At 52.0% G+C, this 22,467-nt stretch carries 21 protein-coding genes, 1 tRNA gene and 1 other RNA gene; 12 read left to right on the top strand and 11 right to left on the bottom strand.

Going from position 1 to position 22,467, the window contains the following annotated elements; genetic code table 11:
- Nucleotide 1: 1 nt before the first annotated feature.
- The 4 genes from BD749_RS17470 (at nucleotide 2) to BD749_RS17455 (ending at nucleotide 4,042) form a co-directional block, all read left to right on the top strand.
- Nucleotides 2–907: a DUF2279 domain-containing protein gene (locus BD749_RS17470; protein ID WP_245869407.1), complete on the top strand. Its 906-nt coding sequence runs from the start codon at nucleotides 2–4 to the stop codon at nucleotides 905–907.
- Nucleotides 908–1,016: 109 nt separating this feature from the next.
- Nucleotides 1,017–1,976 (top strand): Smr/MutS family protein, encoded by a 960-nt coding sequence (locus tag BD749_RS17465; protein ID WP_101446882.1) that lies wholly within the window; start codon nucleotides 1,017–1,019, stop codon nucleotides 1,974–1,976.
- Nucleotides 1,977–2,103: 127 nt separating this feature from the next.
- An RNA gene (rnpB, locus tag BD749_RS17460) (RNase P RNA component class A) lies at nucleotides 2,104–2,560 on the top strand.
- Between the two features lie 483 nt (nucleotides 2,561–3,043).
- The gene (locus BD749_RS17455; RefSeq protein WP_245869405.1) at nucleotides 3,044–4,042 is read left to right on the top strand and encodes a hypothetical protein; all 999 of its coding nucleotides are present in this window, start codon (nucleotides 3,044–3,046) and stop codon (nucleotides 4,040–4,042) included.
- An 88-nt stretch (nucleotides 4,043–4,130) separates the two neighbouring features.
- Here BD749_RS17455 and BD749_RS17450 read toward each other — a convergent pair whose 3' ends face one another.
- The 3 genes from BD749_RS17450 to BD749_RS17440 all read right to left on the bottom strand — a co-directional run bounded on the left by BD749_RS17450 (nucleotide 4,131) and on the right by BD749_RS17440 (nucleotide 5,642).
- Nucleotides 4,131–4,841 carry an SIMPL domain-containing protein gene (locus BD749_RS17450; protein ID WP_101447094.1) on the bottom strand — a complete coding sequence of 237 codons (711 nt, stop codon included), beginning with the start codon at nucleotides 4,839–4,841 and terminating at the stop codon, nucleotides 4,131–4,133.
- A gap of 146 nt (nucleotides 4,842–4,987) precedes the next feature.
- Complete coding sequence (locus BD749_RS17445) at nucleotides 4,988–5,296, bottom strand: hypothetical protein (RefSeq protein WP_101446880.1); 309 nt, start codon at nucleotides 5,294–5,296, stop codon at nucleotides 4,988–4,990.
- Between the two features lie 70 nt (nucleotides 5,297–5,366).
- Entirely contained in the window at nucleotides 5,367–5,642 is a 276-nt protein-coding gene (locus BD749_RS17440; RefSeq protein WP_101446878.1) for a hypothetical protein, read from the bottom strand.
- Between the two features lie 215 nt (nucleotides 5,643–5,857).
- Between BD749_RS17440 and BD749_RS17435 the strand changes: the two genes are divergently transcribed.
- Nucleotides 5,858–5,929 (top strand) — tRNA-Glu (locus BD749_RS17435).
- Between the two features lie 101 nt (nucleotides 5,930–6,030).
- Here BD749_RS17435 and BD749_RS19500 read toward each other — a convergent pair.
- Nucleotides 6,031–6,186: a hypothetical protein gene (locus BD749_RS19500; RefSeq protein ID WP_180336452.1), complete on the bottom strand. Its 156-nt coding sequence runs from the start codon at nucleotides 6,184–6,186 to the stop codon at nucleotides 6,031–6,033.
- A 437-nt stretch (nucleotides 6,187–6,623) separates the two neighbouring features.
- On the bottom strand, nucleotides 6,624–7,775 hold the full coding sequence (locus tag BD749_RS17430) for a serine hydrolase domain-containing protein (RefSeq protein WP_101446876.1): 1,152 nt from the start codon (nucleotides 7,773–7,775) through the stop codon (nucleotides 6,624–6,626).
- Nucleotides 7,776–8,068: 293 nt separating this feature from the next.
- Here BD749_RS17430 and BD749_RS17425 point away from each other — a divergent pair, with 293 nt between their 5' ends.
- The gene (locus BD749_RS17425; protein WP_245869403.1) at nucleotides 8,069–8,746 is read left to right on the top strand and encodes a protein-L-isoaspartate(D-aspartate) O-methyltransferase; all 678 of its coding nucleotides are present in this window, start codon (nucleotides 8,069–8,071) and stop codon (nucleotides 8,744–8,746) included.
- A gap of 85 nt (nucleotides 8,747–8,831) precedes the next feature.
- Nucleotides 8,832–9,809 carry a DUF3078 domain-containing protein gene (locus BD749_RS17420; RefSeq protein ID WP_245869400.1) on the top strand — a complete coding sequence of 326 codons (978 nt, stop codon included), beginning with the start codon at nucleotides 8,832–8,834 and terminating at the stop codon, nucleotides 9,807–9,809.
- Nucleotides 9,810–9,918: 109 nt separating this feature from the next.
- Here BD749_RS17420 and BD749_RS17415 read toward each other — a convergent pair whose 3' ends face one another.
- The 4 genes from BD749_RS17415 to BD749_RS17400 all read right to left on the bottom strand — a co-directional run bounded on the left by BD749_RS17415 (nucleotide 9,919) and on the right by BD749_RS17400 (nucleotide 15,221).
- A complete protein-coding gene (locus BD749_RS17415; RefSeq protein ID WP_101446872.1) occupies nucleotides 9,919–10,317 on the bottom strand; it encodes a DUF983 domain-containing protein in 399 nt (132 codons plus the stop codon).
- Nucleotides 10,318–10,402: 85 nt separating this feature from the next.
- The gene (locus BD749_RS17410) at nucleotides 10,403–12,832 is read right to left on the bottom strand and encodes a TonB-dependent receptor (RefSeq protein WP_101446870.1); all 2,430 of its coding nucleotides are present in this window, start codon (nucleotides 12,830–12,832) and stop codon (nucleotides 10,403–10,405) included.
- Between the two features lie 156 nt (nucleotides 12,833–12,988).
- Nucleotides 12,989–13,735 (bottom strand): DUF72 domain-containing protein, encoded by a 747-nt coding sequence (locus tag BD749_RS17405; protein ID WP_180336451.1) that lies wholly within the window; start codon nucleotides 13,733–13,735, stop codon nucleotides 12,989–12,991.
- Between the two features lie 7 nt (nucleotides 13,736–13,742).
- Nucleotides 13,743–15,221, bottom strand: a complete 1,479-nt coding sequence (locus tag BD749_RS17400; protein WP_101446866.1) for a trypsin-like peptidase domain-containing protein — start codon at nucleotides 15,219–15,221, stop codon at nucleotides 13,743–13,745.
- 258 nt (nucleotides 15,222–15,479) lie between these two features.
- Between BD749_RS17400 and BD749_RS17395 the strand changes: the two genes are divergently transcribed.
- The 5 genes from BD749_RS17395 (at nucleotide 15,480) to BD749_RS17375 (ending at nucleotide 21,088) form a co-directional block, all read left to right on the top strand.
- Nucleotides 15,480–16,892: an APC family permease gene (locus tag BD749_RS17395; RefSeq protein ID WP_101446864.1), complete on the top strand. Its 1,413-nt coding sequence runs from the start codon at nucleotides 15,480–15,482 to the stop codon at nucleotides 16,890–16,892.
- 174 nt (nucleotides 16,893–17,066) lie between these two features.
- Nucleotides 17,067–17,633, top strand: coding sequence for an SAM-dependent methyltransferase (locus BD749_RS17390; RefSeq protein WP_101446862.1), 567 nt, complete (start codon nucleotides 17,067–17,069; stop codon nucleotides 17,631–17,633).
- Nucleotides 17,634–17,783: 150 nt separating this feature from the next.
- Nucleotides 17,784–18,218 (top strand): hypothetical protein, encoded by a 435-nt coding sequence (locus BD749_RS17385; RefSeq protein ID WP_101446860.1) that lies wholly within the window; start codon nucleotides 17,784–17,786, stop codon nucleotides 18,216–18,218.
- A 97-nt stretch (nucleotides 18,219–18,315) separates the two neighbouring features.
- A complete protein-coding gene (locus BD749_RS17380) occupies nucleotides 18,316–19,764 on the top strand; it encodes a M14 family metallopeptidase (RefSeq protein ID WP_101446858.1) in 1,449 nt (482 codons plus the stop codon).
- A gap of 91 nt (nucleotides 19,765–19,855) precedes the next feature.
- Nucleotides 19,856–21,088: a nucleoside recognition domain-containing protein gene (locus BD749_RS17375; RefSeq protein ID WP_101446856.1), complete on the top strand. Its 1,233-nt coding sequence runs from the start codon at nucleotides 19,856–19,858 to the stop codon at nucleotides 21,086–21,088.
- Nucleotides 21,089–21,164: 76 nt separating this feature from the next.
- On the opposite strand, the gene BD749_RS17370 is transcribed toward BD749_RS17375, so the two are convergent.
- Together BD749_RS17370 and BD749_RS17365 are read right to left on the bottom strand one after the other, a co-directional pair.
- The gene (locus BD749_RS17370) at nucleotides 21,165–21,623 is read right to left on the bottom strand and encodes a YybH family protein (protein WP_101446854.1); all 459 of its coding nucleotides are present in this window, start codon (nucleotides 21,621–21,623) and stop codon (nucleotides 21,165–21,167) included.
- A gap of 108 nt (nucleotides 21,624–21,731) precedes the next feature.
- Entirely contained in the window at nucleotides 21,732–22,307 is a 576-nt protein-coding gene (locus tag BD749_RS17365) for a hypothetical protein (protein WP_101446852.1), read from the bottom strand.
- Between the last annotated feature and the right edge of the window lie 160 nt (nucleotides 22,308–22,467).

Raw genomic sequence — 22,467 nt, 5'->3', positions numbered from 1 at the left:
CATGTACCGATATCTGCTCCTTTTCTGGCTATGTCTGCTTAGCATGCTGCACCCGCTACGAGGTATGGCGGCTATACCTGACTCTACGGCTACAGCCCCTAACAAACAGCGCCTGGTGGTGTTGGGTAGCGGTTTTGCAGTGGGCTACACGGCCATGCTGGTATCACTCAATCAGGCGTGGTATAAAGATCAGGAGCGCACGAGCTTTCATTTTTTTAATGATAACCGGCAATGGAAGCAAATGGACAAAGCCGGTCACTTCTGGGGGGCCTTCCACCAGAGCCGTGCGGGCATAGACCTGCTGCGCTGGGCCGGCGTGCCCGACAAACAGGCGATCTGGTACGGTGGCTTGACGGGAATCTTCCTGCAGAGCCCCATCGAGGTTTTCGATGGCTTTCAGTCCGACTACGGTGCTTCGGTGGGCGACGCGATCGCCAATACAGTTGGCTCGGCGGCCGTGGTAGCACAGGAACTGGCCTGGCGGGAGGTGCGCATTATGCCCAAGTTCTCTTTCCGGACGACCGGTTATGCTGCTGAGCGGCCCAATGTGCTGGGCAGTACCCTGCCGGAGCAGGCACTGAAAGACTATAATGGTCAAACCTACTGGCTGTCGGTGAATGTGGGCGATTTTCTGAAAACGGAAAGCCACTACCCCAAATGGCTGAGCATAGCGGTAGGTTACGGTGCCGAGGGGATGGTATACAACGACCCGGAACTGAACCGGGCACGCGGTTTCAATGCCCGCCGTCAGTTTTACCTCAGCCCTGACCTCAACCTGATGCATTTTAAAGGTCGTAGCAAAGTGCTGAACACGGCGCTCTATGTACTTAGTATCGTTAAGATACCGGCACCGGCACTGGAGTACAACCGCAAAGATGGACTACGTTTCCATCCGCTATACTTCTAATACAAGACGATTAATCCGCCGCGCAAATCGTATCTTTGTGTAAAATCAATCTGTACTTACAAGACAAGGTATAGCAGCAACCTTATACTTTGTCCTTAAACATTGGACTATGAACGTAGGAGATCGCGTACGCCTGATGTCGGGCCGTGAAGAGGGCATTATCACCCGCATACTAGATAATAACATCGTGGAAGTCGCCATTGACAATGACTTCACCATACCTGTTTCTCGTCGTGAGATCGTTTTGATCGCGCCGGAAGAGGCAAAGGCTTTCCGCAATACTGAGCCTGAAGCCTACGCAAAACCAGCGGCCCGCAAAGAACCGCCCGCGCCTGTGCTGGCCGAAAAAGGCATTTATCTGGCCATGGTGCACCAGTCAGACGAGCTGCTGGCTGCTACGGTAGTGAACAACACCGATTACGACGTGCTGTTTACTTGTGGCGAAGAGCGTAACAACCAGTACCGGGGCTTGCAGAACGACAAGCTGGCTCCGAAGGCAAGCCGTATCGTGAGCCATTACCATATGAAGGACTTTGAGAAGTGGCCAACGCTGATCGTGCAGTTTCTGCAGCACCGCAATGGCAGTCCGAGTCTGTTCGAGCCTGTCACCAAGAAAGTGCAGTTCCGGGCCAACTCTTTCTACAAGAGCAAGAAGACCGCGCCGGTGCTTAACAAAGAGGCTTACCTGTTCCAGCTCGACACCAAACCGGTGGCAGTTGACACAGACAAGATAAAGGAGCAACTCTCTGAAAAGCCCGCTGCCCAGGAGCAAGCCAAGGTGCAGGCACCCGAGCACGAAGTGGACCTGCACATCGACAAACTGGTGGAAGACTACAGCGGCATGAGTAACAGCGCCATGCTCAAGCTACAGCTCGACCGCTTTCAGGATGCGCTGGACCGCGCCATGGCCGCCAACATGCACGAGATCGTGTTCATCCACGGCACCGGCAACGGCGTGCTGCGCAAGGAAATTCAGAAGATCCTGAGCAGAACCCCCAACATTCGCCATTACGAAGACGCCAAAAAAGAAAAGTTTGGCTACGGCGCGACCTTGGTGAGGCTCAGATAACAATATGACAGTTAACAATACTTAGTTATCAGTGAATTGGAGACCAGAATTATTTATAAGGGATTCTTGTTTACTGATAACTGCTAACTGTATACTGTTTCGTACCTTTGCAGGTATAGAAAGCTTAACAGCAAGCCGTCTTATCGCCGCTCCGTTTGGAGGGGAGGAAAGTCCGGGCAACACAGAGCATCCTACTTCCTAACGGGAAGGGGCCTTTCGGGAGACGGGAAGGCTACAGCCAGTGCCACAGAAAAGTACCGCCCTTTACAGTAAACAGGGAACAATAAACAGTAATCAGTTTTCTGGTGACTGTTTACTGCTAACTGATCACTGAAAAAGGGTAAGGGTGAAAAGGTGCGGTAAGAGCGCACCAGCGGCTGGGTGACCAGTCCGGCTGGGTAAACCTTAGGAGTTGAAAGACCAAATAGGCTGACAGCGCCTCGCTTCGGCGGGGCTAAGGGCTGCTCGTCCGATGTCAGTGGGTAGGTCGATGGAGCCTGTGCGTGAGTGCAGGCCTAGATAAATGATAAGACGCGCGCTTTCGGGCGTAGCGACAGAACCCGGCTTACAGGCTTGCTGTTAAACTTTTCTTTCTCACTTCTCTTTTGTTAGATCATCTCTTCTTTTTAGTTGTTAGTTCGGGCAGGTATAGCGATCGGCTTTTCTTTATATATTTTTTCTCACCAAAGTATTTGCCGAATGGCGCGAACGTCCACGCTCGTGTCTGGTTCCGTGGGGCCTCCGGCCCAGGTATAAGGTATAGCTGATGATCTGGCAAGGTATAGCGTTCTACTCAAAGGCTCAGAGCAGGTTATTTCGGACAATATACCTGTCGAATGGCAATAGCAGAAAGTCCCCCTTGGGGGCAGGGGGATGTCAATCGTGCACGAGAATCCTGTCAATTCTTTAATCCTGAAAATCCTGATTCTGACAAGTTATACCTACACAACCTCTTCTGACTTATAAGAGAAACCTGTCAATACATGGGTAGAGGGCCTCTTTAATCCTGAAAATCCTGACTCCGGCAAGCACTTCTTCGTATCTTTGCACCTCCAAACAACACGACCATGACGGAATTGAAACTATATGACCCGTTTCCGAACATGCAGTTCAGCGACAAGCACTGCTTTCTGTGCGGGGCACATACTGAACCTGAAAATCGAACACCGGTGTTCGCGACCTGGTTGCAGGACAAATACCAACTGCGGGACAAAGAACTGCTGCTGCTCGATAAGAGCATTACAACATACGCCGAACTGACCATCCCTTGCTGCGACCACTGCCATACCCAGCACGTCATTCCGCTCGAACATGAAATAGCGAAGGCGGCTGAGCAAGGTATAGCGGGCTTTCAGGCAATGGATCCCAAAAAGCTGTTTCAGTGGATCGGCAAAATGTACTACGGCACCCTGATCACCGAACTTATCAAGGAGGCCGACCCACTGATCATGCCGCAGAACCCGGTGAGCGAAAATCCGAAAATGTTGGGCAAATTCCGTGAGTTCTTTAAAGTGCTGCAATCCATGCGGGTGCCTATGGAGTTTTCCGATTTTCTACCTTGCTCGCTTTTTATCCTGGAAGTGAATCCGACGGAAGACGATCTGCCTTTCGAATACCAGGACGAACTTACTACCATGGCTTTTAGCATTAAACTGGGTCCGGTAGTGCTCGCATGCACCCTGCTCGACAACGGCATCATCGGCAAGGCGCTGGGCAAGCTTTACCGTCTCACGCAAGGGCAGCAACTGCACCCTATACAGGTAGCGGAGTTCAAGGCGCGTGTTTTTTATGCGGCTTATATTTTTAATGTGATACCAGAGTATTTCGAGCGCCCGCTAAAGCCCGGAGACAGCCATATTACCCTCGACACGATCATAGATGATGTGACGAACGAGATCTTCAACCCCTGGGAGATGACTGCTTATGCGCACATGCTGGAGGAAATGCTTAAACCCTGGGATATCCGCGAGCATGAGATCCTGGCGGTTCCCGGCAAACCAATCAGCTTTCTGCTCGACGACTACAACAACTTCCAACCAATGGAACGTTACCAGAAGCAACAGTAAGCAGCTCCTTTTATTCTGGCCAACAAAACAAAAGAGCTCCCCGGCTGTAGCCAGGGAGCTCTTTTTTAATGCGGTATACCTGTTGCACCTATTGCTCAATCACAAAGCTTACGTTGACAGTAGAAGTTACAGTTACTTCGCCGCCGGCAATGGAAGGTCCGCCACTCTGCGCCATTTCCATGTCCATCGACACTTTTGCATAGCCTACGCGCGGAGAACCGTTAGAGGTATACTCGCTGATAGAGTATACCTTGCCAACCTTAGCACCCAGCTCGGAAGTGAGCGCGTTGGCTTTCTGCTTGGCATCGGCTATGGCTTTCTTACGGGCCTCAGCGCGGTGCTTCTCCATGTCCGACACCCTGAAATAGATGTTATCAATGCGGTTCACACCATTGTCATACAACCCAGACAGGAGTTCGTCGAACTTGTTGATCTTTTTGATCACGATCGTCATGGTTTTCTGGGCGAGGTAAAACTCCGGCTGTGCTTTGCCATACTCTGTTCCCGCGTATATAGGCTGCAGGTTCACAAAAGAGGTCTGGATGTCTTTAGCGTCTACACCCTGCTTGCGCAGATAGGCGATAATAGCGGCGGCTTGCTTGTCGGTTTGCTTTCTGGCCTGATCCAGGGTCTTCTCCCGGTTTTCCACACCCAGGGTAATAACTACTTCATTTGGTTCGAGCTTCACCTCCCCTATTCCGTTTACACTAATCAGGGGCGGCAAAACCTGCTGCTGCGCCAATGCGGGGAATACAGTTGCCAGCATGAACAGTAGGGCAACTAAGGATACTTTCTTCATAGTTTTGTTAAAAAAGGTTGAAATAATCTGGTAAATATAGCCAGTTGCTATATAGGGTCCTATTACAAAGGCCGTACCAGAAATGTGCAGGCACAAAAAAACCCTTCACCAACAGGCGAAGGGTCTTAGTTTTTATGAGTGTGAGACTAAGCCTCGAAATCAAAGTCCTGTTCAGCCACATATTTAGCCACCAATACGGCACCAAGCGTTACCGCGCCGGCTGTCAGGATAAGCTGCGTCGTGCTCATGCGGCGTGCGCCCTGTAGGACCAGTTTGCCTACATCGTGCAGGAGCTCAGGCAGTTTGTCATGTTTCCCCTGAAATACGTGCATCGCCGACTCCACGGTCTTCGACATGTCGTGCGGCTGCAGAAGCTTGAGAGCGCTTGGTTCCTTCTTGCCCTGGCTTTGTGTGCCGTTGCTGGCCTTCTGGTTGCTCTTGTTATCGTTTTCCATAGTTTTGTTTCGTTTAGGTAATTAGTTCAAGTGGTTTTCTTATACGGCATTATCTGCGTCAGGATATGGGCTATACCTCAGCGCGGCCACCGTATTTGGTGATCATCTCGTTCATGCGCTGCAGCAGGCTGTCGGCGTTGATCATCATGCTGGCCGGAAAGCCTACTGATAGGTCGCTGATCTCGAGCGATTTTGCAGCAGGGTCATAGTTGAAATTCGCATTGACGCCCTTCTCGCTAATGCGCCCGCTATCGCCCTGCAAATTCATGCCGTAGGTCTGCAGCTTGCTTTTCAGTTCGTTGTATGCTTCCGGCGTCACGCCTGTGTAGAATGCTCTTTTTGACATAGTGTTTATTTTTTTACTGATGAAGATATAACGGCGCAAGATAAGATGAAGTTTACAATTTCTATCCGCTCAACCTAGTACCCTAAGTATTAATCAGGTATAAGGAAGTGGTCAGAAAATTGTTGTTACTGGGAAAGAAAGATCGCTATTTTATAAAAAAATATTTTGCATCTATGAGATCGGCTCGTATATTTGCACCCGCAATACAGTAGCACGGTCCGTTCGTCTAGGGGTTAGGACTCCAGATTTTCATTCTGGCAACAGGGGTTCGATTCCCCTACGGACTACAAAAGCCGCTTCAGCTAATCCTGGAGCGGCTTTTTATTTTACTTAAAACTGTAAAGAAATCCCCAATCTAGGATCGGTACTCTAGGGGCATAGAATATAATCAATCAACACCATCTGGCTTGGTTTCTCCATCTTTTCCAGAGGTGGCGCGCTTAGCTTTCCTTGCCGCAGCTTTAAGCTGTTCCTCGTGTTCTTTGCGTTCTTTGAATTCTTTCTGGCGCTGCTTCTTTTGTTGGTCGCTCGATCTGGTACTCATTAGCAGTATTGATTTTGTATTAAAATATCTCTTGAAACCGACTTCGCTCTAATTTAAGCAGATATTGGATGTAAATGTCGAATGAAGCTAAAATTTCACTTTTCAAAAAGCATGTGGTGCTGTGCAAGGGTACTATTGCTTTACCTTTCATGAAAAGGGTGCATTTCTACCTACACAGGTATACTTATCATGATAACTTGAGATACTCCGATCGCACTATCGATAAACAAGCCCTCCATCGATAAGTGGAGTTTAGCATAGTGCGAATACTTATAGCATACGAACTCACCTCAACCTGCCAGTACCACTAAGGCAAGATGCTCAACCGCGAGGCGCGTTTACAACTGCGACAGCCTAAGTTGTCGATCCTGCGGATTACCGATAGACTTAACTTCTCCGACCAATCGGCTTTCGGGAAGTCCGATAAACGGAAAAGATTAGTTTACGCTTGCCACTTGCGCTGATCTTGGGGTATTTTTGGAACGAACAGGGTATAAAAAATTGCGAACATCCTTCATGTAGTTCAGGCTGCCGTTGGTCAGGTTACTGAGCACGATGATGGCGCTGTGGTCATTGGGGTTACGGAGGAAGTAGGTGTTAAAGCCGTGCCACAGCCCACCATGGTAAACCACGGTATCGCCACTCTCGACCTGCTTGATGCGCCAGCCATACCCATAGGACTCATCCCTTCTGTTTACCTTACCCGTAGGCGAGAAAGCCTCTTCCAACGTTTCGCGTTTTACCAGTTTTTGGGTATAGAGCGCCTGGTCCCACTTGTATAGGTCTTCTACAGTAGAGTACATGCCCTTATCGCCCAGTACCGTATCCTGGTAATCAGGCAGACGTTTGCGGCGACCGCCTATGTGTCCCGATGCCACCTTGCCAGTCTGAGCTACCAGCTCGTGATTGAAGGTATAGGTGCTGTTCATTTTGAGCGGCTCGAAAATGTGCTCGCGCATAAACTCGGCAAATGGCTGACCAGAAGCTTTTTCCACAACGGAGGCCAGCAGCGCATAGCCTGTGTTACTGTAGCTAAAGGTTCGGTCCGGCTGATAGTAGATATTGGGTTTGTGCACAGCCATCATGCTCAGCACATCATCGTTGCTGAGATCCACTTTACGGTCGGGCCACAGTTCGTCACTGAAATAGGTATAGTTGGGCAGGCCGGAGCGGTGTGTGAGCAGCTGCTTGATGGTAATGCCTTTGTAAGGAAAATCAGGGAGGTACACCTGCAGGCTGTCGTCGTAGTTGAGTTTGCCCTGTTCCTTCAGCATCATGATAGCGACTGCAGTGAACTGCTTCGACACGGAAGCCAACTGAAAGACGGTCTGCGTGCTCAGGGTGTCTTTTGTCTTGAAATCGGCATAACCGAAAGCGCCGCGGTAAATGATCTGGTCATACTTGGTGACGAGAACCGTGCCGTTGAAGCCCTTTCTTTTGTGCAACTGCGTGAAAATGGAATCAACCTGACGGCCGAGTTTGGTAGCGACAGTGGGCGTAAAGGTTTCAGGCGCCTCCACATGCAATTCGCAGTCCTCCTCCACAATAAGCTCTTCCTTTTTAAAGCCGGAGCAAGCACTGAAAGACATGAACAAGGCGCACGCCGCTACACCTCGGATTAAGAACGATTGAATGATACTAAAAGCCATACCTGAAAAATACCAACAAGAGAAATGAGCTTTAAATATAAAAGATGTGATCGGTTTTACCAGCAACTCTACCTAAAGAAATTTGTATTTCCCCGTTATTTTAAGCCAATGCCTCAGAGTGTAATGACCACACATAAACCGCAAACTTCCCATAACATTCTCTACAGGCGGCAGTATACATAATTAGAGCTGTTTTTAAACGTCAGGGTGTGATGTGGCTACCAGTTTACATATTGCTATCATGGTTACTGCTGGCCACCGCTGTGCAGGAAGACAGCTACAAAGCACAGCGCGAAGAGATGGTAGCCAGGCAAATTAAGGCCCGTGGCGTGAGTGACCCAGCTGTGCTGCATGCCATGCGCAACGTAAAACGACACCTTTTCGTCCCTGCCTCCATCGCCGCCGAAGCCTACTCTGACGGCGCCTTGCCCATCGGGCAAAGCCAAACTATTTCCCAGCCCTATATGGTGGCCTACATGACGGAGGTGATCAAGCCCTCACCGACCATGAAAGTGCTGGAAATAGGTACCGGGTCGGGCTACCAGGCGGCTGTTCTGGCAGAGATCGTGAAGCAGGTATACACCATCGAGATCATTCCGGAGCACGGCAAAGCGGCTGCAGCGCGACTTAAGCAATTGGGTTACGATAATGTGGAGGTGAAAATTGGCGATGGCTATGCCGGTTGGGAAGAGCATGCGCCTTTCGATGCCATTGTCGTGACGGCCGGAGCTGAGTCTGTGCCACCTCCCCTGTTTGCGCAACTCAGGGAAGGTGGTCGTATGGTTATACCTGTCGGGCCGGTGCACAGGACGCAAACCCTCAAGCTGATTGAAAAGAAACGCGGAAAAGCTGTTACCCGCAACCTGATGCCCGTGGTGTTTGTGCCATTCACCAGGCAAGGACAAAAGTGATCAACCTCGCTGAACTCTTCATAAGCTCCTGTTTGCAAGCAGCAATCTCATTAATTATCCCAAAGCTATACCTATTCAAACTCTATTGCGTAAGCGCTATATAGTGAACCTGATGCAGCAGTACTATCTTCTGCTGCTCTGGGCCGCTATACCTGAATTTTCAACCAAGCAACCTACGCATATGCACAAACTTCTACTTTTCCTCCTGTTCGTCTTCTTTACCGTAACCTCCGCCACGGCACAAGTAGAGCCCGACACTACCTGGCGCAGAACGTTTGCAGCCGGCATCAACCTTAACCAGGCGGCCTTCAGCGACAACTGGAAGGCCGGGGGCATCAGCTCTATCGCCTTTAACGCACACGTGGATGGGCGGGCTGACTATAAACTGGGCAAAATCTCCTGGGACAACGCCGTGCAGTTGCAATACGGTTTGCTTAAGAACAAAGGCGAAGAACGCCGCAAAAGCATCGACCGCATTTTTCTGGACTCCAAGTACGGCTACGCGATCTCAACTGACTGGAACACCTTTGTGTCGGCCAACTTTCTTTCGCAGTTCACCAAAGGCTATGAGTATGACATAGATGCAGACGGAAACGACCGCCTGATCTCCAATTTCCTTTCACCAGGTTTTCTGACCTTTGCGCTGGGGGCCGAGTACAAGCCCAACCCTTATTTCTCACTTCGCCTCAGCCCTTTTGCACCCCGCTTTACGTTTCTGACCGATGACGCCGTGGCAGCCAATGAGCGCTATGGCGTACCAGAGGGCAAAAGCGTGCGGACGGAATGGTTCGCCGCCATGGTGCAGGCCACCTACAACCGCGACATCTTCACCAATGTCAACCTGAGGCTGAACTACATGTCCTACATCAATTACAAAGAGCTCTCCGGAAAGCGCATCGACCACATGTTCAACTCAACGCTCACGGCTAAGGTGAATCGCTACATTAATGTCAATATCATGGCCAACTTTATCTACGACTACGACCAGGACAGCGACGTGCAGTATAACCAGTCGCTGGGTCTGGGCATACTTTATACCATGCAGGGCTTTACGGTGAACTAAATTGCCTATACCTGTAACAAGCGCGGGCGCCCCGGCATAAACCAGGGCGCCCGCGCTTGTTACAGGTAAAGGCAATTTAGCTTAAACTGACTGCTGCCAAGCCCACGGCTTAGGTATGCATTTTCTTGGGTATCTGGCTGCAAGGGCCTTCGTAGCGCACAAAGATGTGGATGTAAAGTGAGCGCGACCACCTGAAGATGACAGGCAACAAACCGACCACCACAGCTGCCACCACACCAATCATCATGCCCATCGTGATCTCCTCTACGAACTGGTACAGCACAAAAAGCGACACAATGAATATTGCCACGTTGAAGGCAAAGCTCACGTACATGGCCCCATAGTAAAAGCCCGGCTCAGGCTCAAACTCCTGCCCGCAGCAGGGGCAGTTTTCATGCATATCGGCAAATTTGGTGGTATAAAGGCCACTCTTAAACATCTTACCTTCGCGGCAGCGTGGGCACCGGTTGAAGAAAATGCTGTACAAAGCGGATTTTTTCTGGCTCATGTTGGTTCTTCGTCTAATGTTGCAACCTACTACTCAAAGGTACGAAAATTAGAGATAAAGCGCACAGACAGCCAGATTCCGGCACCTAGAATTCCACAATAAACCCGAGTGTCGGCACCAGGTTGCCGTCGTCGTTTTTAAGGATGACAGGTATGGCGTTGCTTCCGTCGAGGCGCAGCGGGTTGCTGTCGGTAGTGGCAAAGCCGGTATTGTCCTCATTGCGCTGGAAGGTATAGCGGTCGTAGCCCGGTGTGTTGCTGGCCAGTACGTTGGCAATGTCCAGGAACAGGTCGAGGGTGATGCGGTTGAAGTTCCACTTTTTGTCGATGCGCACGTCCAATTGACTAAACGGCCGCAGGCGATCGGTGTTGAGGCGGGTATAGTCAAGTATACCTACACCCAGCGAGGCATAGTTGCGCCGAGAAGCCTCCAGGTCGAAAGGTGTGGTGGGTGCGCCGCCGGCATAGCGGTACTTGGCACCAAACTCCCAGTTGCGCGGCAACTTTTTGCCCAGCAAGCCGGAGGCCAGGTGGCGGTAGTCCCAGGCGCTGGACACGTAGCGGCCGTCGGTACCGGCGAACTCACTGATCACATAGGTATAGGAAAGCACCCCGAACACCGTGCCCGTCAGTTTCTTCTGCACATAAAACTCCGCACCGTAGGCCCTTCCTTTACCATTGGTACTAACAGCCTCGTTGCCAATCGAGCCAAAATCACCGCCCTGGTTAGCCAGCGAGATCCCGTCACGCAGCGATACCGGGTAGTTGCCGTAATCTTTGTAAAAAACCTCTACAGTAAAGCGCAAGTCTTCGCGCGGCAGAAACTCGGTGCCCAGCACATAGTGGATCGACCGGATGTAATCGGCAGAGCGATTGAGGTAGCGATTGTTTTCTTGGTAGCCCAGCACGGTATAGGTAGGCAGTTTATAATAAGTGCCCCACGAGCCGTTGATCGTCCACTTGTCGGTGAGCAGGTATGAGGCCGAGAGGCGTGGCGAAAGCGTTTTCAGTGGGTTGCGACCCTCGTCGGTAAAGGAGTTCATATCGGAGCGCAGACCGAATGACAGTCCCAGCCGGTTATTGAGCACCGAGCGCGACACCTGCCCAAAGGCGCCATATCGGAAAAAGTCGAGGTTAGTGTCGTAGTCTACCGTTACGGCAGGCTGCACCAGGTTGCCGCTTTCGTCGCGCACTTCGTTTCGAATCAGGCTGAAAATGTCGTTGGTGAACTGCACGTACTGTCCCGATACGCCATAGGCGTACTTGAAGCCGTTCTTGTACTTGTTCACATCAAGCCGCAGCTTGTTCTCCGTTTCACGTGACGTGGACTTGAGCGTAAGTTGCGAGGCGTCTCCCTCCTGCGCAGCCTCCGATTTCTCCAGGTCGATGTTGAATGCGTTTCGGCTCAAGGCCAGGTTCACGTAGCCATCGTTCACGAGTCGCTTCAGGGCAACGCCAGTCGTGTAATTCCATTGGTTGTTGGAAGGTATAGAGCGTAGAATGTACTCGCTTTCGGGCGTGCTTTTGCGCGGCACCCCAAAGGCAAATTCGTCAATGGCCCCCACCCCGATAAAGGAAAGCGAGGTTTTGCTGTCGATCTTGTGGTCTACTTTGTATTGAAAATCCCAGTAGTTAGGCCGGATCGGTAAGTCAATAAGTTTGAATAGGAACTGCAGGTAGCTGCGGCGAGCTGACACCAGGTAGGTGGTTTTAGGTGAAAGCGGGCCTTCCAGGGTAGTTGCGAACTCCGAGCCGCTCAGGCGCACGTTGCCCGAGAAGCGCTCCGGGTTGCCATAGCGTTGCCGGAATTCGAATACCGAGGCCAATGCATTGTCGTACCGTGCGTCGAAAGCCGAAGAACTCACTTTCAGGTCCTCAATAAAGGACACGTTAATAATACCCGTGGCGCCACCGGCGCTACCCTGCGTAGTGAAGTGGTTGATGAGCGGAATCTCGATGCCATCGAGGTAGTACACGTTTTCGTTCGGAGCACCGCCACGTATGATGAGGTCGTTGCGTCCGCCACCGTTTGCACCGTTGGTTGCAACGCCCGGCAGCACCTGCACCACTTTTGAGATGTCGAAATTACCCCCCGGGTTGCTGCGGATCTCCTCGGTGCTCAGGCTCTGCACCGACAGCGGCGTCACGATGTCGGCAATGGCTGCGCTCTGCCGGCGCCGGGCTACCACTTCCACCTCCCCCAGCTGGCTCGATGCCGGCACCAACTCGAAGTTGATGATCTGGGCATTGCCCGAGGTCACGTTCACGTTGAATTTGCTCAGCTGCTGGTAGCCAATGTACGAACTCTGCAAGGTATAGCTGCCCAGCGGAATGTTGTCGATCCGGTAAGTGCCGTTTTCGTTGGTGACGGTACCCAATTGGGCTCCCACCACCTGCACCGAAACCCCGATCAGGGCTTCTTTGGTATTGGCATCGCGCACGGTACCCGTTATCACACCCGTTTGTGCAAAGCTGAGTGCAGGTAAGAAAACGAAGAGGAATAAAAAGAAGCGCATGGCTGAAGGTCTAAATTACATCGCAGGTATTACCCAAATCTCTCCGAAATGTTTTGAAAACACTATATATTTTTAGTCGCTACATTCTCAATGACTTAAGAACAAGCGCAAGTGTTTGATGTTTAAACGCTTACCGAAAACGTGAAGCTGAAAAAATTAAAGCTCTGTCACAAACTGACGTAATCTGTCGGCGTTGAGCACAGCATTGCCCAGGATGGTGTTGTTGAGGAACACCCATACCTCCTTTCCGTCTTCGAGCCAATCCTTTACCATGTAGGCGTAGCGTTCCAGCTTTTCGTCGGAGTAGGAAGAGGAGTACAACCGCTCATCGCCGTGCAGGCGCAGGTAAGCAATGTCGGTGGTTGTCACTTCAGTACCCGGAAAGCGCTTGCCTGCATTGGCGATAACGCTGGTGATTTTGAAATCGCGCATCAGCTCAAAGCTCTCATCCGTGAACCACGACACGTGCCTGGCCTCCAGCGCGAAGGGCTGCTCCGGGTATAGCTCGCGCAAGGTATGATAAAAATCGCCTGCTATACCATTGTCGAAACGGAAACTGCCCGCAATCTGCACCAGGACAGGCCCCAGCCGATTACCCATCAGTTGGTAGCGCGACATAAACTTCTGCAAAGGCTCCTCTATCTCCTGAAACTTGCGCTTGTGCGTGATCTCCTGGTGCAGCTTGGGCGCAAACATGAAATGCGCAGGTGTCTGGGCCAGCCACTTCTCGATGGTTTTGGCCATAGTGAAATGGTAAAAGCTGCTGTTGATCTCTGTGCAGTTAAAGCGCGTGGCGTAGTGGCTCAGAAAATCTGCCGATTTGAGTTCGGGGGGATACAGCACTTCCCGCCAGCGGTAGCTCCAGCCGGAAGTGCCGATGTGTAGCTTGTTCGTATTTGTCATTTGCGCTTTAGGCTCCCAGCGGGAAGTTGAACACAAAGGCCGTTCCGTCTGGCGTGATGCCATCCAGGCGCACCATGCCGCTACGTGAGGCCGCCAACGACTTACTGATGTCAGCCAGGCTGTTGACAGCGCGACCATTGACACGCGCCACAACCGTGCCTACCGGTATACCTGCCGAGTCGAAGAAGCCGCCCGGTTCCACTTTCGTCACGTAAACCCCTTCGCTCAGGCGGTACTGCTGTTTCATGCGGTCGGTGAGCGGCGCGAAATTAGCCCCTAAGCGGGCTTCCAGGCCTTTCGCAGCGATGTCGGTGGCGCTCTCTTCATCCTCTCCCTGCAGCGTAACGGTGGCTTTGCGCTGTTTGCCATCGCGGAGCAGGGCCAGTTCCACTTTGTCGCCGGGGTAATGGCGGGCAATACGCTCGGAGAGCTCCGCTGAGGAATTCACGTCTATACCGTCTATCCCCTGAATGATGTCGCCTTCTTTCAAACCCGCTTTTTCAGCGCCGCTTCCGGGCTGCACCCCCATGATGTACACGCCGCTCACTTTACCCGGATCAATGCCGCGCGAGCGCAGCATCTGGTCTTCTACGGCAGGAACCGGGAAGTTCACACCCAAAAAGCCACGGCGCACTTTACCATACTCCCGAAGATCGCCCACTACCTTTTGCATAAGGTTGACAGGTATAGCAAAGCCGTAGCCTGAATAGCTGCCCGTTTGCGAAGCAATGGCCGTGTTGATGCCGATGAGCTGGCCAGACGTGTTTACAAGAGCCCCACCCGAGTTGCCGGGGTTAATGGCCGCGTCGGTTTGTATAAACGATTCGATGGCGGTGTTGGCCACTTGCGCCGGGTCTACATAGCCGCCCTGCCCGGGTCTGTTGAGGATGCCGATGCTCCTGCCTTTGGCACTGACAATGCCAGCCGTCACCGTCGAATTAAGCGAGAGCGGATAGCCTACGGCCAGTACCCACTCCCCTACCTGCACCTTGTCAGAATCGCCAAGCGGCACCACCGGCAGGTTGCTGGCTTCCACCTTGAGCAGGGCCAGGTCCGTGCTGGGGTCCGTGCCGATCAGTTTCGCCTCAAACGTGCGGCGGTCGGGTAGCACCACCTCCACACCTGAAGCGCGGTCGATGACGTGGTTGTTGGTGACGATATAACCGTCTTTGGAGATGAGCACACCCGAGCCTGAGCCGCGCGCCGGCGTTGACTGCTGCGGCAAGCCAAAGAGCTCATAGATCGGGTTACGGCTTGATTGGCCGGATGAGTATACCGTTTGGATGTGCACCACGGCAGGTGTCACGTTGGCTGATGCGGCCACAAAATCGGGGTTGCCCACCGACGATACCACAGGTATAGCGGCCGGGCTGCTGTTGTTGAAATTTCCGTTTGGAGCCTGGTCTCCTTCGAAGAACTTGTAACCGACAATGGCAAGTGCGGCAGAGACGATGGCAATCAGAAAGGTACCGAGGGCTTTTCCCATAAGTTTTGTAGTGTTACCACTTACTTTACCGATTATCGCACGACTGGGTTGGCTGAAAGAGGGGTTTGTGTTCATAGTGTCTGATTTTAATAAGTAAGCCTGCACCTATCCCGAGAGCTATACCTGACAGGCAGCTGCTCAAGCATGGTTCTTATAGCGCATACTCCTTAAAAAAGCGCATGGTTTATAACTTAAATCCAGCGACTGTCCGTAAACAGTGTTTCGGAGAAGATAAAGCCTATACCTAGCTGCAAACCTATGCCTAACCTGAACGAAGACTACCTGGAGGCCGGCACAACCCTGGCCAGTACCGAAACTGCTGCTTTGTCTGATGAAAAACCGAAAGCAGAGCCCAGACCCGCTCTCAGCATGTTCGATGCCATAGCCGTGATTGTGGGGGTGGTAGTAGGGGCCGGCATTTTCCGGACGCCTTCGCTGGTAGCCGCCAACGTGGAGAGCGGATCCCTTTTCTTATTGACCTGGGTAATGGGCGGATTGGTTTCCTTGATCGGGGCGCTGTGCTACGCAGAACTCACTACAACTTTCCCGCATGCCGGCGGCGACTATCATTTCCTGACCAGGGCCTTCGGCAAGCGGTTGGCTTTTCTGTTTGCCTGGGCACGTATGAGCGTTATCCAGACAGGTTCCATCGCGCTTCTCTCCTTTATCATCGGCGACTACATGTCCCAGCTTTACAGTTTCGGGGAGCTTTCTTCGGTCATCTATGCCGCATTGGTCGTCGTGCTGCTCACGGTCATCAACATTGTCGGGGTTAGTGTCGGGACAGGTGTGCAGCGTTTTCTTCTTGTGCTGGAGGTACTGGGAATACTGATCGTGTTGGGAGCCGCTTTCCTGTTCACGCCACCCGAAACAGCAGCGTTTGGCAGTGCCGGGGAGCCTAACGAAACCTCCATGGGGCTGGCTATGGTCTTTGTGTTGCTCACTTTTGGTGGCTGGAATGAGGCGGCCTACATCTCTGCCGAACTCAAAAGCGGCCCCCGGGGCATGGCCACTGCTCTGATCGCCAGCATCGCCGTTATTACCCTGATCTACCTCCTCATCAACCTGGCATACCTGCATGTGCTGGGGCTGGAGGGCATGGCCGCCTCCAACGCGATAGCCGCTGACCTGGCTCAGCTAGCGATTGGCGATGCAGGCATGGTACTGATCGGCGTGATTGTGGTGCTTGCTGCCCTCACCTCGGCCAATGCCACTATCCTGACTGGCGCCCGCACCAACTACGCCCTCGGCCGCGACTTCCCGGTATTCAATTACCTGGGGCAGTGGAACAGCCGGGCCTCCTCCCCGGTGAATGCCTACGTGGTGCAGGGAGTGATTGCCCTGGCCCTGATCGGACTTGCCCTTGTTACGCGCAATGGGTTTGAGACGATGGTGGAGTACACGGCGCCGGTTTTCTGGTTCTTTCTGTTGCTGGTAGGTATAGCCCTGTTTGTGCTGAGACGCAAAGAGCCGGATCGCCCCAGACCGTTTAAAGTGCCTCTCTACCCGATTTTGCCACTCATCTTCTGTTTCACCAGCGCATACCTGTTTTACTCGAGCCTGATGTATACCGGCTTGGGAGCCCTGGTAGGTATAGGTGTGCTGGTGGTGGGCGTACTGGTGTTGCTGGCTATTCCGCGCATTCGAAAAAAACAGGAACATGCAGCTTGAGGTGTGGTCGGCTAAAAGGAATCCAAGTAAAATATTTATAAAGTGCCACAATCAAGAACTACAGGTACCGGAGGCACGTAAATACACCCTGTGTGTAGTGACACGCAATTCCGAACTGCTCACCTTATACCCTTTAAAATTTCTTAAATGAATTTCTAACTTAATGAAAACAAGATGAGAGCAATCAGACATTCGCTTTGCACACTCGTGCTCACGCTATTTGCCACAGCGGCATTTGCCCAAACCACTGCCACGGCCCCCAAACTAGATGTGCCTTATGTGCCAACTCCGCAGAAAGTAGTGGATGCCATGCTGAAACTGGCCAATGTGCAGGAAGGCGATGTGGTGTATGACCTGGGCTGCGGCGATGGGCGGATCGTGATTACAGCGGCCAAAGAGCACGGTGCCACCGGAACTGGCTTTGACATAAACCCGGAGCGCATCAAGGAGGCCAATGAGAACGCAAAGGAAGCCGGCGTGACAAACAAAGTGAAGTTTGTGGAGCAGGACCTGTTTAAGGTGGACTACAAGCCAGCTTCTGTGGTTACGCTATACCTGCTGCCGAATGTGAACATGAAGCTTCGCCCGGTATTGCTCGAGCAACTCAAACCAGGTACCCGCATTGTGTCCCACGCCTTCGACATGGGTGACTGGGAGCCGGAAGAGACACAGGTGATTGACGGCTCTACCATTTATCTGTGGACTGTTCCTGATAACAAGAAAGCTGGTAAAGGCAAATAATAAAAGCTATACCTTCAGCAAAGCCCCGTTCATACACTTATGAGCGGGGCTTTGTCTTGCTTGGTCACCAATTGCTAAAATAGCCTTCGGACAGCTGATTTGATTTTAAAATTCCTATATTTACCGCCGACACTAAATCTACTCTCTGAAATGTATACTGGATTACAGCATCTTCACTCATTCATGGCCTACCTCGTGCTGTTGGGCCTTATCGTCAGCATCGTTTTTGCCTTTATGGGCATGTCAGGCAACAAGCCATTCACGGACAAAGACAGAAAAAGAGGTCTGCTGGGTCTGATTCCCGCGCACTTGCAGTGGGTTATTGGCGTGATTCTCTATTTTGTGTCGCCAATGGGTATCAACATGGCCACCGAAGGATTCATGAAAGACTCTACTTCACGACTTTATGTGCTGGAGCACCCACTGACCATGATCATCGCCGTGGTGCTGATTACGGTGGGTTATGCCCGCTCAAAGCGTCTGCAGGACGACAAGAAGCGTTTCAGCAGCATCGCCATCTTCTACACCATCGCCCTGATTCTGGTACTGGCCCGTATTCCGTGGGCGGCATGGCCAGGCAACTAAGCCAGGTATAGCCTTTACAAACTTGTGTCTCCCCTTTCAGGTATAGCCCTGAAACGGGAGACACTTTATTTTAGAGTGTATTTAACATACCCATCCGATGAGCACTTCACCTTCTGACGATAACATCATTTTCGCCCTGCAGCAGTTGGGTCGCCAATTTTACGAGAATCACCACCGCTTTAAGGAGCCCTCCCTGCGGCACAGGCGCTTCCGGCACCGCGATATTGTGCCTTTGATCGAGCAACTGCAGGAAAAATCTTCTTTTGATGTACAGGTGGCAGGGCATTCGGTGCAGGGTCGCTCGATCTACCTGATCAAGGCGGGTACGGGCAAGACCAGAGTGCTGCTCTGGTCTCAGATGCATGGCGACGAGCCCACTGCCACCATGGCCTTGTTCGACCTGATGCACTTCCTCAGCCAAACCGACGAACTGGATGCCGTAAGAGATCACATACTGCAGCACCTGACGCTTTACATTGTCCCGATGCTCAACCCGGATGGCGCCGAAATGTATAGCCGCCGAAATGCCCTGGGCATCGACATGAACCGCGACGCATTGCGCCTGCAAAGCCCGGAATCGGTGCTGCTGAAACAGCTACGCGACCAGTTGGAACCGGCTTTTGGGTTTAACCTGCACGACCAGAGCCGTTACTATACCGCCGGCTATACTGCCCTGCCGGCCACCATTTCTTTCCTGGCTCCTGCCTATGATTACGACCGCAACATCAACACGGTGCGCGAGCGGGCCATGCGCACCATCGCCGGCATGGACCACGTGCTGCAGCAGTTTATACCCGGGCAAGTGGCCAAGTTTAACGACGAGCACGAGCCGCGCGCCTTTGGCGACAACATCCAGAAATGGGGCACCAGCGTGATTTTGGTAGAATCGGGCGGGCAACACGGCGACCCGGAAAAGCAGCACATCCGGCAACTCAATTTCACGGCCATCCTCTCCGGGCTATACCTGATTGCAGAAGAAAAATACCGCTCTTTTGAGCTGGCAGGTTACAACCGCATACCAGAGAACCAACGGCACCTCTACGATCTGCTGCTACGCCACGTGCGCTATACCGAACATGGCCGCGATACCTTGCTCGACATTGGCATCAATCGCCTGGAAGTGGATGCGCCTAACCACCTTGGTTTTTACCACAGCAGTGCGGTGGAGGAGATTGGCGACATGAGCGTGTTTCATGGGTACGAAGAGCTGGATGCAAGGGGGCTCACCCTAGTGCCCGGCCAGGTATACGAACAACCCATCGACAATCTGGAGGAACTAACAGACGAACTGGCCTATAGGCTGCTAAAGCGAGGCTACACCACCGTCCGTGTGAAGCACCTGCCCGGCGTGCTGCCAGACCCCACCTCGCTCCCACTGAATGTGACAGGTATAGCCAGCCTCGTCGACCACCGGTTGGCGCTTGAGGAACCTGCAAATTTCATCCTGAAAGACAACCAGGGCCTCGCCAGGTATGCCGTACTTAATGGTTTTGTCTATGACCTTCAGGGTGAGCAGCCAGCTACCTTTCATGGCTTGCTACATTAGGCTTGTGGCCAAATAAATTTGTGCGCCAAAATCCGTCCCTTTTGGAATCAGTTTGTAACTTACAGACTGATTCCTGACCAACCTTAGCTTCATGGTATTAAATTATCTCTGGGCGGCCTTCTTCCTGATCGCCTTTGCCATTGCCTTGTTTCAGCTCATCGTGTTCCGCGATGTGGAGATTTTCCAGAAACTCGTTACCAGCACCTTCGACAACGCCAAACTCGGCTTTGAGATCTCCCTTGGCCTGACCGGCGTGATGACCCTCTGGCTGGGGCTGATGAAAGTAGGTGAGCGCGGTGGCATCATCGCCATTTTCTCCCGGCTGGTGGCTCCATTCTTTAACCGCCTTTTCCCGGAGATTCCCAAAAATCACCCTGTGTTCGGCTCTATCCTGATGAACTTTTCTGCTAATATGCTCGGGCTCGACAATGCGGCCACACCACTGGGGTTGAAGGCGATGAAAGAGATGCAGGAGCTTAACCCGATCAAAGAAAGAGCCTCCAATGCACAGATTATGTTTCTGGTGCTCAACACCTCCGGCCTGACGATCATACCCATCAGCATCATGGTGTTCCGGGCGCAACTGGGGGCTGCCGACCCATCAGATATTTTTATACCTATTCTGCTGGCTACCTTTTTTTCCACTACAGTGGGTCTGATCGCAGTTGCCCTGTACCAGCGCATTAACCTTTTCAACCCTGTCATAATGGCCTATATCGGCACGCTGTTGCTACTCATAATCGGGCTTATCTACTACTTCAGTACGATTTCGCAGGAGCAAGTGAGTGTTATTTCGCAGGTGGCGAGCAACGTGATCCTGTTTTCGATCATCATTTCATTTGTGGGGCTGGCGCTTATTCGGAAGGTGAATGTGTATGAAGCCTTTATTGAGGGAGCCAAGGAAGGCTTCTCGGTTGCCATCACCATTATTCCTTACCTGGTGGCTATCCTGGTAGCGATCGGGGTGTTCCGCACATCTGGTGCCTTGGACATGATCGTGAATGGAATAGGCTACCTGATAGCGCTAACGGGCGTGAACACGGATTTTGTTCCTGCCCTGCCTGTGGCTTTTATGAAACCACTGAGTGGCAGCGGTGCCCGCGGCCTGATGGTGGAAGCCATGACTACCTACGGGGTTGACTCTTTTGTGGGAAGGATGGCCTCTATATTTCAGGGCTCTACCGAAACGACTTTCTACGTGCTGGCTGTTTACTTTGGTTCGGTGGGCATCAAACGCTCCCGCTATGCACTCACCTGTGGCTTGCTGGCAGATTTTGCGGGCGCAATTGCGGCCATTTTCATTGCTTACCTGTTCTTCCACTAGAACCTGTCTATACCTAAACAAAAAAGCGGCTGATCTAATAAGACCAGCCGCTTTTTATTTATCCATCTTTACTATTTTAATTCCGGGCAACTACCGGGTGACCCTCCAGCTGCGCGTAACTTAGTTTCCAGTTTCCGTCCTCTGCTTTTTTCCAAAGCAGCATAAAGTTACCCTCGCCAAGCCCACGTGGTTCGCCGGGGCCAGATGGCAAAACGTCCGTTGAGAAAGTACCTGCTTCGTAGGCGATTCGGGTGTCTGTGTCCGAACTGACTGGGTAGATCTTCAAATCGGCAATCGTACCCATGGTTTCGCGCACCCACTTGTCTGATACTTCGGACTTGCCTCGGTACGCCACCTCGCCCTGCAGGAAATTCACATCATCCGCCAGCATCGAATTCACTTTGTCAGCGTCCCGCGCATTCCAGGCACTAATAAACTCCTGGTTCAGGGTATGCACGTCTACCGACTCGCCCTCCGACTTCGCACAGGAAGCCAGAAAGAAAAGGGCAAACAAGGTATAAAGTATGTTTTTCATGATTTCTACAGTTTAGGTTTAACCCCCGACGCAATACGTGAAAACCGGTCCAAGGGGTTTTAAGTCTGCCCTTGGCCAAAAACCAAGGGCAGTATAGGGGTAAACGTGTTACCAGCTCTTTCTCCGAACCTCAGAGGTATAGTATGGTTTGCTGCGGTCACCATAATCGTGGTTAGGCAGGAAGTTAGCGTATACCATCTGTGGCGTTGGTCCGTCTTCAGAGGCATACATCATAGCCAGTGAATTGGCTGCTGCGGTTTCGGCAGGCGTAGCCGCCATCAGACTTGACTGCGCAGCCGGAGCTTTTTTAGCAGGAGCTGGTGTGTTTTTGGCAACAGTAGCTCTATTAGCTGCAGCTCGTTCTGCAGTTGCTACACGCTGTGCTGCTGCTGCTCTTTCAGCAGCTGCTATACGCGCCTCTTCCGCCTCGCGCTTCTGCTTATTGTCAATTACCTTACCAACACCATAACCTACGGCACCACCGGCAACACCGCCTACAACACCACCTACTACACGGTTACGCTTATGTATAATGGCACCTGCAGCGGCGCCTGTACCGGCACCGATAACGGCGCCTTTTGCCTGCGGGCTCCAGCCAGTTCTTTTTTCCTGCGCCTCTGCTGATCCGCCGAAAGCTACTGATGCCATCAGTGCCAGGCTCATGATATAGCTTACCTTTTTCATAACATTCTCAGTTTTGTTAAAAACATTAAACTCTGTTGACAGGACTATTTACAAGTTGCGTGCCAGTACAATAAAAGCAGGGATACCAAATCAATTATTTACCCAGAAAGCAGGGTATAACATGCGACTCACTTAACACACAACAAGCTTATAAACAGAC

The sequence above is a fragment of the Pontibacter ramchanderi genome, assembly GCF_002846395.1.
Lineage (GTDB): Bacteria > Bacteroidota > Bacteroidia > Cytophagales > Hymenobacteraceae > Pontibacter > Pontibacter ramchanderi.
The sequence above is the reverse complement of the archived record's forward strand: the minus strand, read 5'-3'. Positions and strand labels throughout refer to the sequence as shown.